Below are 12,941 nucleotides of genomic sequence, written 5' to 3'. Positions count from 1 at the left end.
CCTATTGCCCGCCTTTCTGGACGTATGACCTGACAAATTCCTCTGCGTTCTCTTCGAGAACTTCGTCTATTTCGTCCAGAATTGCATCGACATCGTCCGTGAGCTTCTCCTGCCGCTCCTGAACGTCCGGCGTCGCCGAGGCCTCGGTCTCCTCGACTTCGCTCTCGCGCCGCCCGGCCTGCTTCTGGCCGCCGGTGTCCTTGGTTGCCATGTCCTACCTCCACTTGGGGGACGTGCCTCTAGGCATATCTTCCCCGAACCGGGCGACATTTCGCGCCGATCGCCCAGCGATCTTGCCGTCTTGACTAGATAGCAAAACTATCTAATATGGGAGGCCGTACCCACAAGGAGGTTCGGATGTCCCCCCAGTCCCTGAGCATGGCAGGTGTGCTCCTCATCACAGTCCCGGGCGTGGCCTTCGGCGGCGTCACGCTGCTCAAGTTCCTGATGCGGAACGTCCCCGGTTACCTGGACAACCCCGTCCGGCGTGGCCTGTGGCGTGCAGGGCATGCCCATGCGGGCGTGCTGGTGCTGTTCGCGCTGGTGGCGATGCTGTACGTGGACCAGGCGGGCCTGCCGGACGGCGTCAAGGCTCTGACGCGGGTGTTGATCGTGGCCGCGCCGATTCTGATGCCGCTGGGTTTCTTCCTGTCGGTGGTGCGTCCGGGTGACACGAAGCCGAGCAGGTTGATCTGGTTGACGGTGGCGGGTGGGGTGTGCCTGGCGGCGGGCACGCTGACGCTGGGTGTGGGGCTGCTGTGAGGCGCGGCCGCCGGTCAGTCGCCGCCGGTCAGTCGCCGCCGGTCAGTCGCCGCCGGTCAGTCGCCGCCGGTCAGTCGCCGCCGGTGAGGGCGGCGACGAGGTCGGCGGCGGTGCGGCAGCGGTCGAAGAGTTCGCCGACGTGGGCTTTGGTGCCGCGCAGGGGCTCCAGGGTCGGCACGCGCTGCAGGGATTCGCGGCCGGGGATGTCGAAGATGACGGAGTCCCAGGATGCGGCGGCGACGGATTCGCTGTATTGGCGTAGGCAGCGGCCGCGGAAGTAGGCGCGGGTGTCGGTGGGCGGGCTTTCGACGGCGCGCTGGACTTCTTCCTCGGTGACGAGGCGCTGCATGCGTCCGCGGGCGACGAGGCGGTTGTAGAGGCCGCGGTCGGGCCGGATGTCGGAGTACTGCAGGTCGACGAGTTGGAGTCGGGGGTGGGACCAGGAGAGGCCGTCGCGGGAGCGGTAGCCTTCGAGGAGTTCGAGTTTGGCGACCCAGTCGAGCTCGCGGGAGAGCTGCATGGGGTCTTCGGCGAGGCGGGTGAGCACGGATTCCCAGCGGTCGAGGATGTCTTTGTTCATCTCTTCCTGGGCGGTGCCGCGCTCTTCGACGTATTTGCGGGCCTGCTCGAGGTATTCCATCTGGAGCTGGACGGCGGTGAGTTTGCGGCCGTCGCGCATGGCGATCTCGTAGCGGCAGGTGGGGTCGTGGGAGACGGCTCTGAGGGCTTGTACGGGGTTCTCGACGGCGAGGTCGCGGGTGAGGAAGCCGTCTTCGATCATGGCGAGGACGAGGGCGGTGGTGCCCAGCTTCAGGTATGTCGAGATTTCCGACATGTTGGCGTCGCCGATGATCACGTGGAGTCGCCGGTACTTCTCGGGGTCGGCGTGCGGTTCGTCCCGGGTGTTGATGATGGGCCGCTTGAGCGTGGTCTCGAGGCCGACTTCGACCTCGAAGAAGTCGGCCCGCTGGCTGATCTGGAAGCCTTCGCCGCGTGAGTCCTGGCCGATGCCGACTTTGCCGGCGCCGACGACGATCTGGCGGGAGACGAAGAAGGGGGTGAGGTGCCTGACGATGTCGGCGAAGGGGGTGGCGCGCCGCATGAGGTAGTTCTCGTGGCAGCCGTAGGAGGCGCCTTTGGCGTCGGTGTTGTTCTTGTAGAGCTGGATGGGCGCGTTGGAGGGGATGGCGGAGGCGCGGGTGGCGGCGTCGTACATGACGCGCTCGCCTGCCTTGTCCCAGATGACGGCTGCCCGGGGGTTGGTGCATTCGGGCGAGCTGTATTCGGGGTGGGCGTGGTCGACGTAGAGCCTGGCGCCGTTGGTGAGGATGACGTTGGCGAGGCCGAGGTCCTCGTCGGTGAGCTGGGTGGGGTCGGCGACCTCTCTGGCGAGGTCGAAGCCGCGCGCGTCGCGGAGCGGGTTCTCCTCTTCGAAGTCCCACCGTGCCCTGCGCGCGCGGGCCGCCGATGCGGCCAGGTAGGCGTTCACGACCTGTGAGGAGGTCACCATCGCGTTGGCGCCTGGCTGGCCGGGTACGGAGATGCCGTACTCGGTCTCGATGCCCATCACCCGACGCACCGTCATGCAACACCCTCTGTTCGTCCGGATCTGCCTATCCGCCGTTTATATGCCCGAGCCTATGCCCTTCACAGTGCCCCAGGGTCACAGAGTTATGGCACCGACGCCTTTTCAACCTGTACGGCGGGAGTTGTTGGGGTTTGTGTGCGTCTGCGGGGCTTGAGTAGCCGCTGGATGGGCCGTTCGGCAAAGGAGTACACGAGATACGACACCAGCACGGACGTCAGCACGGTCACGGTGGCGGTGGCCCAGGGGGGCAGGTGGCCGGTGAGCAAAGGGATGAGGGCCACGGCGAGCACGCTATGGAGGAGGTAAAGCGGGTATGTCGTGCCGCCGAGCGCGGTGAGCATTTTGGACGTTTTGAGCCTGAGTAGTCCGAGCGCGACGAGCGACATCAGCACGAAGATCAACGTGAGGGTGATGATGACGCTGATGTCGGTGACGGGCATGTTCTTGAACCCGGCCTGATCGATGCGCCGGTGGACGCGGCCGAGCGCGGAGTCGATGGACAGGCCGTATCCGGCGGCGACGTAGAGCCAGGGCAGCCAGGAGCTGCCGTGTTTGTGGATGAGGTACAGGGCCATGCCGGCGGCGAAGTAGGGCGCGTAGTCGGGCATGACGATCTCGCGGACGACCTCGTTGTCGAAGAGCTGGGCCTCCGCGAGCAGTTTGACGGCCAGGGCGGCGACCAGCCAGAGGCCAGTGAACGCGAGCACGCGCCCGTACGTGACCCCGACGATCACGAGGATGGCCATCAGCAGGTAGAAGCGGAGCTCGGCCCAGAGCGACCAGTAGACGCCGCTGGCGTCGGTGACCTTGAACAACCGCTGGAACATGGTGGCGTTCAGCAGGTATTCGCCTGGTGAAAGTTTTGGGTCGAGCGCCTTGGCGCCGGTGAGCCCGTAGACGGCCGCGACGGCGCCGAGGCTGAGCCAGTACGCGGGGTACAGGCGGACGAACCGGGACCGGGCGAACCCGCCGAGCCCGCGCCCCCAGACGGTCATGAGGATGACGAACCCGCTGATGATGAAGAACAGCTCGACGCCGAGGATGCCTAACCCCGCGATGGGCGCCAGCGCCGGGAACAGCTCGGCGGGCCGGTCTCCCCAGACGGAGGCGTACGCGACCAGGTAGTGGAAGGCGACGACGGCCAGGGCGGCGAGGAAGCGCAGCAGGTCGAGCTCGGCCAACCGGCCGCCCCCCCGAGCATGCTTGGGCCGGTTGGGTGCGTGCACGCCCCTTTTGACGTCACATCGATCACTTTGGTTCCAAAAACCTCACGAGTAACCGCTCTGCCTGCGCGATCACGTATGACGGCCTCCAGGGCCCGCTGTGAGCCTCGGCCACGCCCGAAGGTCTTGGGGCCTGCGCTCGGCACCCCGCCGCGCCCTGTGCGGCTTCCAGAAGCCCGCGATGGCCGCTGAGGGCGGCGCCCCCATGAGCGGGTGCTGAAGGCACGGCACGGGCCGAGGCTGACACCGCCGTCGCCGGGCGGCAGCCGGATGTGCCTGAGCGTGCCTGAGCTCGGGCAGGCGGGACGCGTCGCGTTCTTCCGGCCACGGCCACAGGCTCAGTGTGCGGACACGCGAACGGGAGGGCCGTGGCAGGCCCTCCCGTTGGGCGGTGTTACAGGTACTGGCCGGTGTTGGCGACGGTGTCGATGGACCGGCCGGCTTCGGTGCCCTGCTTGCCGGAGACCAGCGTGCGGATGTAGACGATCCGCTCGCCCTTCTTGCCGGAGATGCGGGCCCAGTCGTCGGGGTTGGTGGTGTTGGGCAGGTCCTCGTTCTCGGAGAACTCGTCCACACAGGCCGTGAGCAGGTGCTGCACCCGCAGGCCCTTCTTGCCGGTCTCGAGGAACTGCTTGATGGCCATCTTCTTGCCCCGGTCGACGATGTTCTGGATCATCGCACCGGAGTTGAAGTCCTTGAAGTAGAGGACTTCCTTGTCGCCGTTGGCGTAGGTCACCTCGAGGAAGCGATTCTCCTCGCTCTCGGTGTACATGCGCTCGACGACGCTCTGGATCATGCCCTGGATGGTGCCCTCGCGGGAGTCGGAGTGCTCCGCCAGGTCGTCCGGGTGCAGCGGGAGGTCGGCGATGAGGTACTTGGAGAAGATGTCCTTGGCCGCCTCGGCGTCCGGCCGCTCGATCTTGATCTTGACGTCCAGGCGGCCGGGCCGCAGGATCGCCGGGTCGATCATGTCCTCGCGGTTGGAGGCGCCGATGACGATGACGTTCTCCAGGCCCTCGACGCCGTCGATCTCCGACAGCAGCTGAGGGACGATGGTGTTCTCCACGTCGGAGGACACGCCGGAGCCTCGGGTGCGGAAGATCGAGTCCATCTCGTCGAAGAACACGATCACCGGGGTGCCCTCTGAGGCCTTCTCACGGGCCCGCTGGAAGACCAGGCGGATGTGCCGCTCGGTCTCGCCGACGTACTTGTTGAGCAGCTCGGGGCCCTTGATGTTGAGGAAGAAGCTCTTGCCTGACTGGCCGGTCTTCTCCGCGACCTGCTTGGCCAGGGAGTTGGCGACGGCCTTGGCGATGAGCGTCTTGCCGCAGCCGGGCGGGCCGTACAGCAGCACGCCCTTGGGGGGCCGGAGCTTGTGCTCGCGGAACAGGTCGGCGTGCAGGTAGGGCAGCTCGATGGCGTCCCTGATCTGCTCGATCTGCCTGCTGAGGCCGCCGATCTCCTCGTAGGAGATGTCGGGGACCTCCTCCAGCACGAGCTCTTCGACTTCGGACTTGGGTATGCGCTCGTAGACGTAGCCGGAGCGGGGCTCGAGCAGGAGCGAGTCGCCGGCCCTGATGGGCTGGCCGACCAGCGACTCGGCCAGTCGCACGACGCGCTCTTCGTCGGCGTGCGAGATGACCAGGGCCCGCTTGCCCTCGTCGAGCAGTTCTTTGAGCATCACGATCTCGCCGACCTCTTCGTAGCCGAGGGCCTCGACCACGTTGAGTGCCTCGTTGAGCATGACCTCCTGGCCACGCCGCAGCGAGTCGACGTCGACGGCAGGGCTGACGTTCACGCGGAGCTTGCGGCCGCCGGTGAACACCTCGATGGTGCCGTCTTCTCTGGCCTCGAGGAAGGTGCCGAAGCCGGATGGCGGCTGCGCCAGCCGGTCGACCTCCTCCTTGAGAGCTACGATTTGGTCCCTGGCCTCCTTGAGTGTGGCCACCAGGCGCTCGTTCTGGCCGGTCACGGCCGCGAGATTCGCCTGTGCCTCATGGAGACGCTCTTCGAGGACCCTGGCCTGACGGGGTGACTCGGCCAGCTTCCGCCTCAGCGCGGTGATCTCCTCCTGGAGGAAGGAGACCTGTGTTGAAAGATCAGCGACCTCCCGTTCGCGCTGCGCGGCTCGAGCCTCAGCATCATCGCGAGCTGCCACGCCCCGTCACCTCCTTCCCAGTCGAGGGCGACTACTTAGGACCTTACCTATCTCGGGCCCCTCCGTAACCTGGCCGGGCAGTGTTCGTAGAGTGACATTCAGTATTCGGTGATTAATCCTCAATCGTGCGTTTAATACTCCCAGCACATGAACACGGCAATCTGTTCCCGTGTCACGCACCAACGCACCCCCGTGGCCAAATTGTCATAGTTCTTCGGTGGTCCCCTTCGGTCGACGGCGTCTCGGCGGGGGTGTCACTCCGTCCGCCATGCGGCGGGCGGAGACGAGGAACCCCGTGTGGCCGATCATCCGATGATCCGGTCTTACCGCGAGTCCTTCGACATGCCAGTCGCGAACCAGGGTCTCCCACGCATGTGGCTCGGTGAAACACCCGTGATCGCGAATCGTCTCGACCGTCTTGGACATCTGCGTGGTCGTGGCGACATAACAGCAGATCACACCGCCTGGCGTGAGCGCCTTGGCGGCGGCGTCGACGCACTCCCACGGAGCGAGCATGTCGAGGATCACCCGGTCGACGTCGACCTCGTCGATGGAGGCCACGAGGTCGCCGACGACCAGGCGCCAGTTGGCGTCCATGGGGTCGGCGAAGAACCTCTCGACGTTCTTGCGCGCCACGTCCGCGAACTCCTGGCGCCGCTCGTACGAGGTGACGTGTCCGTCGGGGCCGACGGCGCGCAGCAGGAAGCACGTCAGCGCGCCGGAGCCGACCCCGGCCTCGATCACCCGCGCGCCCGGGAAGATGTCGGCCATGCCGACGATCATCGAGGCGTCCTTGGGGTAGATGACGGCCGCGCCGCGCGGCATGGCGAGCGTGTAGTCCTGCAGCAGGTGGCGGAAGGCGAGGTACTGAGTGCCCCCCGAGGAGCGCACGACGGAGCCTTCAGGCTGCCCGATCAGGTCGCTGTGCGGGATGGCGCCCTTGTGGGTGTGGAAGACGCCGTCCTCTTTGAGCGTGATCGTGTGGCGTTTGTTCTTGGGGTCGGTGAGCTGCACCTGATCCCCTGCCCGGAAAGGCCCATGCCTGCGGAAACCCATGGTCGCAAGGTTATAGGGCTTTCGGGTGGCCGCGGACGCACGGTATCTATGGGGGATGCTACCGCGTGATGTGGTCTCGACAGGTCCCCTGATTCTGCGGCCTCCCATGGATGAGGACACCGAGGGGATCGTCAGGACGTGTGATGATCCGGTGACCGCCCGGTTCCTGCCGAGGCTGCCGTCGCCGTTCGGGCCGGAGGACGCGCGCGGCTACTTCGACCTGGCCGCGCAGAAGTGGGCGGGCGGCGGCGCGGAGTTCGCGATCACGGAGAACGGCCAGTACGTCGGCTCCGTCGGCGTCCGGCCGCCGGACCACTGGGGCGTGGCCGAGATCGGCTACATGGTGGCGCCGTGGGCCAGGGGCAAGAACGTGGCGGGCACGGCGGTCAGGGCGGTCACCGACTGGGTGTTCGACCACGGCGTGCGCAGGGTGGAGCTGCAGACCGCGGTGGAGAACGTCGCGAGCCTGCGCGTGGCGTACAAGACGGGCTTCCACGAGGAGGGGCGGCGGCGGGACGCCAAGCGGCTGCGGGACGGGCGCTACGTCGACATGGTCACCTTCGCCCGCCTGGAGGGGGACGCGGCACCGGCGGCGGAGCCGTACCTGCCGTTCTTCGAGGGCGGGGAGCTGAGCGACGGGGTGGTGCGGCTGGTGCCGATCGCCGTGGAGGACGCGGCCGACTACCACCGCATGCTGGCCGATCCGAGCGTGGCGCGGTACCACGTGGGGCCGCCGAGCACGCTGGAGGAGGACGAGCGCCGCTGCCGGTACACCGGCTACTGGTGGGCCTCGGGTCAGCGGATCGAGCTGGCGATCAGGGACGCGGCCTCGGGGGCGTTCGCGGGGCACGTGCAGCTGACGCAGGTCGTTCCGGTGCTGGGGCAGGCCATGGTGGGCTACTCCCTGGTGCCCGAGTACCGGGGGAAGGGGTTCATGACGCGGGCGGTCACGCTGCTGGTGGACTGGGCGTTCGCGAACACGCCCCTGCACCGGGTCGTGGCCGGCACCGACACGGAGAACACGGGCTCGCACCGGGTCCTGGAGCGTTCCGGGTTCAGCAGGGAGGGCGTGCACCGGGAGCTGTTCGTCAGGGCGGACGGGACGCGGGCCGACGACGTGGCGTGGTCGCGTCTGCGGCCCTCGTGACAGAGTCGTGACAGAGCGGTAGAGATACGGTGCCTGCGGTCGTTCAGGGTAAAAATCCGGATTTCCGGTTGAGGGCTAGTCAAGGGGCGCGTCGGGGGCGATAGTCAGGGCACCCGCCCTTGAGGTCGCGTGATCGGGCCGCGCGATCCCATCCCCCTCCCCGGAGGGACCACCGCGATGCCATACAACCGTGCCGATGTCGCCATGCGTGAACTCATCGCCTCGTTCTCCTGTCTGGAGGCCGCGGACCTCGTCGATCGGCTGGCGAGAGGCGCCGCCGCCGTCACGGGCTCGGCCTACGCGGGGTTCGTGCGCGTGGACGCGCTGCGGCTGGAGGCGGAGCCCATCCACATGCACGGGCCTGCGGGCGATCCGCTGCGCGTGCGCCGGTGGCTGGCCGAGTCGGGGGTGCTGAAGGAGCTCGCGACGTCGCCGGCGGCCGTGCGGCTGGCGCACGACGTGACCGTGGGCGAGCCGGGTTTCCTCGCCGCTCCCGTGCCGCTGGCGACGCGGGACCACACGTTCGTGTGGGTCGCGGGGCGGGCGTTCGGGGACGCGGACGAGCATCTGCTGAGCCGCTTCGCCACGGCCGCGGGGCGGGCGCTGGAGGCGGCGAGCGGGCTGGAGGCGGCTGTGCGGCTGCTGCGCGGCGTACGGGCCTTCCGGCCCCGCTAGCCGCCCGCCGGCGTACAGTACGAGCCTTCCGCCCCCTGGCCGCCCGCCGGCGTACGGTACGAGCCTCCCTGTCCCGTTGGCCGCCCGCCGGCCGCGCTGTCACGCCACACGAGACCGCCGGCCGCTGTCCTGACCGGCGGCACGAGTCGTACGCATGCGAAACGCCCGCGCCCCGAGGCTCGGGACGCGGGCGTTCGGGTGAGGTCTTACCCCCGGTGCGCCTCGAAGCGGAGGGTACGGGAGACGCCCACCCGGACCGTCGTCCCGGGGGCGATGGTGACCGGTTCGTTCGGCGGGATGTCGTAGAAGTTAGGGTCGCCCGGCGGCTGGATCTGGGTGCCGTTGACCGAGCCCAGGTCGACCAGGTTGACGTCCCACCCGTCCAGCGCCACCCGCAGGTGGCGGCGCGAGACGGAGCCGTCCGGGCTCGTCACCTTGGCGGGCCTGGCACTGCCGCCGGCCACCTCGGGCGCCCGCTCCGGGTCGCGGCCCAGCAGGTAGTCGCTCTCCAGCGGCAGCGCGGTGCCGTCGTCGAGGATGAGGACGCCGAGCGACGGGCGCGGCCCCTTGTAGGGGACGAGGGTGCGCTGGACCAGCGCGATGCCGCAGACGGCGCAGTAGGGCGAGCGGGGGTCGTTGAAGTGGTCGTTCTTGCAGTCGACGCCGTAGACCAGGGGGCGGTCGCCGTGCTCCTGCTGCTCCTGCGGCGGCGGGCCCGGCTGGTCGAAGTGGTCGGGGGTGCCGAGCACGGGCGGCGCGGGCTGGTCGAAGTGGTCGGGCGCGCCCATGGGCTGCGGAATCGGCTGGTCGGGGACGCCGTTGCCGGGGGGCGGCGGCTCGTCGTACGAGGGGAACTGCTGCTCCGGCAAGGGCAGCGGCTGCTCGTGCGGCGGCGGGAAGAAGGGCGGGGGTTGGTCCTGCGGCATGCCGAACGGCGGCTGGTCCTGCGGCGCGCCGAACGGCGGCTGGTCCTGCGGCATGCCGAACGGCGGCTGGTCCTGCGGCGCGCCGAAGGACGACGGCTGCTCCACGGGCGCGGGCTGTGGGCCCGACGGCGCCCCCTGCACGACCGGCGGCTGGTCGGCCAGCGGGTAGGGAGGCCGTTCGACCGGCGGGGGCGGCTGGATCAGGTCGGCCTCGATGTGGATGGCCGTGGCGGGCATCTCGCTGGTCAGCGCTCTGGACGGGGCGGACGCCGCGGGCGCCGCGGGCGCCGCGGGCTGGTCGGTGAAGTCGCCGATGAGGCCGCCGCCGTGCACCACGCCGCCTTCGAAGCGGACCGCGGGGTGCGGGCTGCCGGCGCCGGGCAGGCTCAGCTCGACCCGCTCGACAGGGCCGGAGACGAGCCGGTCGGCCCAGGTGAGCGAGTCGCTGCCGGCCAGCCGCGTGTCACCGCCCAGGGTGGCGATGTTGGCCGCGGCCGAGCCGCTGACCAGGACGGCCACTCCCCCGCCCACGGGGCCCGCGACCGCGCACGTCGCCGGGTCGCCCGCCATGTTGGCCGCCAGCACCTGCGCGGCGCGGCGGGCTAGCGCCCTGCCGTCGCCGCCGGACGCGGCCGTCTCGCGCAGCGCGTCGAGCAGGTCGTCGGCGATGGACTCGCCGGCGTCGCAGACCAGCAGCAGCCCGCCCACGTAGGCGACCAGCCCGTCCCCAGGAAGCGGACGCACCACTCCGAAGCCTTGGTCGGTCATGCGTCCTCCCTCATGACGACCGCGCTGCGCTGCTCATAGGTGCCCTCGCTGCGCTCGGTCACTCATCTCTCCTCCCCGGAAGCCGGCGATGTTACGGCACCCGCACTGCCGTGCCGGCCACCAGCCATACGCATACCCAGACGAAGAGGCCGTGTCCCGGCCTCCTCGTCTCCATTCGGTGAACAGGGTGGGCCGCAACAAACCCCTCAACTGTGCAAGTTTGGCCAAACAGAACACTATCGGCCAGTCGTCGCATCGCAGAAATCGCCGGAGTCGGCTCCGGGCCACCCGAAACTGCTGGACACGACCCTAGCCCGGGGTCGCCGCTTAAACGAGTGGGACAAATCAGACGCCCGCGAACACCCGGTTCACATCCGCCGTGGAGAGCACGCCGTAGATCTCGCCGCCGCTCTCCACGAGCAGGTACTCGCTGCCCGGGGCCTCGCGCATGGCGTCGATGAGCGGCTCGCCGGTCAGGTCGGCCGGGAGCATCATGGCGGGCTCCAGGGACTTGGCGACGGAGCCGACGTTCACCCAGGGGCGGCGGTGCTCGGGGGTGGCCTGCACGGCGGCCTCGTGGACGATGGCGAGGGGCTCGCCCTCGTGGCCGATCACGACGATCGCGCCCGCGCCGCGCTCGGCGGCCTGCCGCAGCGCCTCGGCCAGCGGCGTCTCGGCGGTCACCGGGATCGCCCTGCGGGCCAGGGCGCGCGCGTTGACGCGCGGGATCCTCGCCCGGATCTTGGCCACGCGCAGCGACTGTGAGGCGCCGAGCCAGATGAAGGCGGCCAGCACGAACGGCCAGACCAGGCCCGTGAGAGCGAGCTCCTCGCCGGCTCCCAGCGTCGTGGCGATCGAGAACACGACGAGCGCCACGGCCAGCACCCGCCCGCCCCAGGCGGCCACGACGGTGCCGGAACCGGGGCTCTTGGTGAGCTTCCACACCCCGGCGCGCAGCATCCTGCCGCCGTCGAGCGGCAGCCCGGGCAGCAGGTTGAAGACGCCGACGATGAGGTTGGAGACCCACAGCTGCCAGATGAGCACCTCGGCGATGCCGCCGCTGTTGATCACGTACACGTCGGCGGCCAGGCCGAGCCCGCCGAGGCCGAGCGAGAGCGCCGGCCCCGCGGCGGCGACCATGAACTCCTTGCCCGGCGTGGGCGGCTCCTTCTCGATCTCCGACACGCCGCCGAGCAGGTAGAGGGTGATCCTGCGCACCGGGAGGCCGTACCCCTTGGCGAGCAGGCTGTGGGCCAGCTCGTGCAGCAGCACCGACACGTACAGGAGCACCGCGAACACCAGCGCCATCGCGTACGCGGCCAGGTCGTCGAGGTCGGGCAGCATCTCTTGGAAGCGCGAGCGGAAGATCACCGTGATGAACACCGCGACGATGAACCACGACCACGAGACGTAGACCGGAATGCCGAACGGCTTCCCCATCCGAAGACCGGAGAATTCCTGTTGGGGGCTCTGCTCGCTCACCGCACTCCTCGAGCGTCCATTACGTGCTGTTGCTGCCTTGATGCTACGCGCCTGACGGAGCGATCATCGTTTCGCGGAGGCCATTCTGTCGTGGTCTTGACCTAGAGTGCGGTGCATGACGTTGACCGAACCGGTGATCATCGGAGCTCTCTCCCCGTCCCGGGCGGGCGACTTCATGACATGTCCGCTGCTCTACCGCTTCCGGGTGATCGATCAGCTCCCCGAGAAGCCGTCGCCGGCGGCGGTGCGCGGCACGATGGTGCACGCGGTCCTGGAGCGCCTCTACGACCTTCCGGCGCCGCGGCGTTCGGTCCAGGCGGCGATGGAGCTGCTGGAGCCGCAGTGGCAGCGGCTGCTGGCCGAGGACCCGCAGTACGCGCAGATGTTCGCCGACGAGGCCGAGCAGGCGGAGTGGCTGACGCAGGCGCGCGGCATGCTGGAGCGCTACTTCACGCTGGAGGACCCGACGCGGCTCGAGCCCGCCGAGCGGGAGCTCTACGTGGAGGCGGTCCTCGACGGCGGGCTGATGCTGCGGGGCTACGTCGACCGGCTCGATGTGGCGCCGACCGGCGAGGTCCGGGTGGTCGACTACAAGACGGGCAGCGCGCCGGGGCCCGACTTCGAGGCCAAGGCGCTGTTCCAGATGAAGTTCTACGCGCTGGTGCTGTGGCGGCTGCGCGGCCGGGTGCCGCGGCTGCTGCAGCTGGTCTATCTGGGCGGGCAGGGCGAGGTGCTGCGGTACGCGCCGGACGAGGCCGACCTGCTGGCCACCGAGCGCAAGGTGATGGCGCTGTGGACGGCGATCGAGCGGTCGCTGGAGTCGGGCGAGTGGCGGGCGCGACGGAGCCGGCTGTGCGACTGGTGCGATCACCAGGCGCTGTGCCCGGAGTTCGGCGGCACCCCGCCCCCGGTGCCCGACCGCCGGCCCGGCGACACGGTGCGCGGCCACCGCCGCTCGGCCACCGACGAGCTCTGACCCCCACCTGAGGTCCTGCGGGGTATGCGCCCGTCCGCCCTGGTCCTGGCGGCCGCGGCGTGCCGGCCACCGCCGGGGGCGCTGGTTGCCGGCGGGTGGCCAGGAGCAGGGAGGAGCGTACGGGCGGCAATCCTCCCGAGGGAGGAGGTTACGGGCTCTCACCTCGCCCTACAGTGAAGC

The 12,941-nt window shown here is 69.3% G+C and carries 11 protein-coding genes; 4 read left to right on the top strand and 7 right to left on the bottom strand.

Going from position 1 to position 12,941, the window contains the following annotated elements:
- Window position 1: 1 nt before the first annotated feature.
- A complete protein-coding gene (locus ABD830_RS31940) occupies window positions 2-211 on the bottom strand; it encodes a ubiquitin-like protein Pup (protein ID WP_344995612.1) in 210 nt (69 codons plus the stop codon).
- A gap of 146 nt (window positions 212-357) precedes the next feature.
- Between ABD830_RS31940 and ABD830_RS31935 the strand changes: the two genes are divergently transcribed.
- Entirely contained in the window at window positions 358-762 is a 405-nt protein-coding gene (locus tag ABD830_RS31935) for a hypothetical protein (protein ID WP_344995610.1), read from the top strand.
- Between the two features lie 70 nt (window positions 763-832).
- Here ABD830_RS31935 and dop read toward each other — a convergent pair whose 3' ends face one another.
- The 4 genes from dop to ABD830_RS31915 all read right to left on the bottom strand — a co-directional run bounded on the left by dop (window position 833) and on the right by ABD830_RS31915 (window position 6,787).
- Window positions 833-2,347, bottom strand: coding sequence for a depupylase/deamidase Dop (gene dop / locus ABD830_RS31930; RefSeq protein WP_344995607.1), 1,515 nt, complete (start codon window positions 2,345-2,347; stop codon window positions 833-835).
- A gap of 86 nt (window positions 2,348-2,433) precedes the next feature.
- Window positions 2,434-3,531, bottom strand: coding sequence for an acyltransferase family protein (locus tag ABD830_RS31925; protein WP_344995604.1), 1,098 nt, complete (start codon window positions 3,529-3,531; stop codon window positions 2,434-2,436).
- 436 nt (window positions 3,532-3,967) lie between these two features.
- Entirely contained in the window at window positions 3,968-5,731 is a 1,764-nt protein-coding gene (gene arc, locus ABD830_RS31920; protein WP_344995601.1) for a proteasome ATPase, read from the bottom strand.
- 204 nt (window positions 5,732-5,935) lie between these two features.
- On the bottom strand, window positions 5,936-6,787 hold the full coding sequence (locus ABD830_RS31915; protein ID WP_344995598.1) for a tRNA (adenine-N1)-methyltransferase: 852 nt from the start codon (window positions 6,785-6,787) through the stop codon (window positions 5,936-5,938).
- Window positions 6,788-6,842: 55 nt separating this feature from the next.
- On the opposite strand from ABD830_RS31915, the gene ABD830_RS31910 reads away from it, so the two are divergent.
- Both ABD830_RS31910 and ABD830_RS31905 read left to right on the top strand, forming a co-directional pair.
- A complete protein-coding gene (locus ABD830_RS31910) occupies window positions 6,843-7,934 on the top strand; it encodes a GNAT family N-acetyltransferase (RefSeq protein ID WP_344995595.1) in 1,092 nt (363 codons plus the stop codon).
- A gap of 177 nt (window positions 7,935-8,111) precedes the next feature.
- Window positions 8,112-8,609 (top strand): hypothetical protein, encoded by a 498-nt coding sequence (locus ABD830_RS31905; protein WP_344995592.1) that lies wholly within the window; start codon window positions 8,112-8,114, stop codon window positions 8,607-8,609.
- Window positions 8,610-8,815: 206 nt separating this feature from the next.
- On the opposite strand, the gene ABD830_RS31900 is transcribed toward ABD830_RS31905, so the two are convergent.
- Window positions 8,816-10,303: an FHA domain-containing protein gene (locus ABD830_RS31900; RefSeq protein ID WP_344995590.1), complete on the bottom strand. Its 1,488-nt coding sequence runs from the start codon at window positions 10,301-10,303 to the stop codon at window positions 8,816-8,818.
- 345 nt (window positions 10,304-10,648) lie between these two features.
- Window positions 10,649-11,743: a site-2 protease family protein gene (locus ABD830_RS31895; protein ID WP_344995587.1), complete on the bottom strand. Its 1,095-nt coding sequence runs from the start codon at window positions 11,741-11,743 to the stop codon at window positions 10,649-10,651.
- A gap of 157 nt (window positions 11,744-11,900) precedes the next feature.
- On the opposite strand from ABD830_RS31895, the gene ABD830_RS31890 reads away from it, so the two are divergent.
- A complete protein-coding gene (locus ABD830_RS31890) occupies window positions 11,901-12,761 on the top strand; it encodes a RecB family exonuclease (RefSeq protein ID WP_344995585.1) in 861 nt (286 codons plus the stop codon).
- The last annotated feature ends 180 nt before the right edge of the window (window positions 12,762-12,941 follow it).

It is taken from the genome of Nonomuraea helvata (assembly GCF_039535785.1).
Lineage (GTDB): Bacteria > Actinomycetota > Actinomycetes > Streptosporangiales > Streptosporangiaceae > Nonomuraea > Nonomuraea helvata.
This window is presented reverse-complemented; position numbering and strand designations above follow the sequence as displayed.

Bases quoted from the DNA above. Each gene is read 5' to 3' on its own strand.
- ABD830_RS31915 (WP_344995598.1), bottom strand. From the start codon at position 6,787: ATGGGTTTCCGCAGGCATGGGCCTTTCCGGGCAGGGGATCAGGTGCAG.
- ABD830_RS31895 (WP_344995587.1), bottom strand. From the start codon at position 11,743: ATGGGGAAGCCGTTCGGCATTCCGGTCTACGTCTCGTGGTCGTGGTTC.
- ABD830_RS31905 (WP_344995592.1), top strand. From the start codon at position 8,112: ATGCCATACAACCGTGCCGATGTCGCCATGCGTGAACTCATCGCCTCG.
- ABD830_RS31935 (WP_344995610.1), top strand. From the start codon at position 358: ATGTCCCCCCAGTCCCTGAGCATGGCAGGTGTGCTCCTCATCACAGTC.
- ABD830_RS31940 (WP_344995612.1), bottom strand. From the start codon at position 211: ATGGCAACCAAGGACACCGGCGGCCAGAAGCAGGCCGGGCGGCGCGAG.
- ABD830_RS31910 (WP_344995595.1), top strand. From the start codon at position 6,843: ATGCTACCGCGTGATGTGGTCTCGACAGGTCCCCTGATTCTGCGGCCT.
- ABD830_RS31900 (WP_344995590.1), bottom strand. From the start codon at position 10,303: ATGACCGACCAAGGCTTCGGAGTGGTGCGTCCGCTTCCTGGGGACGGG.
- dop (WP_344995607.1), bottom strand. From the start codon at position 2,347: ATGACGGTGCGTCGGGTGATGGGCATCGAGACCGAGTACGGCATCTCC.
- ABD830_RS31890 (WP_344995585.1), top strand. From the start codon at position 11,901: ATGACGTTGACCGAACCGGTGATCATCGGAGCTCTCTCCCCGTCCCGG.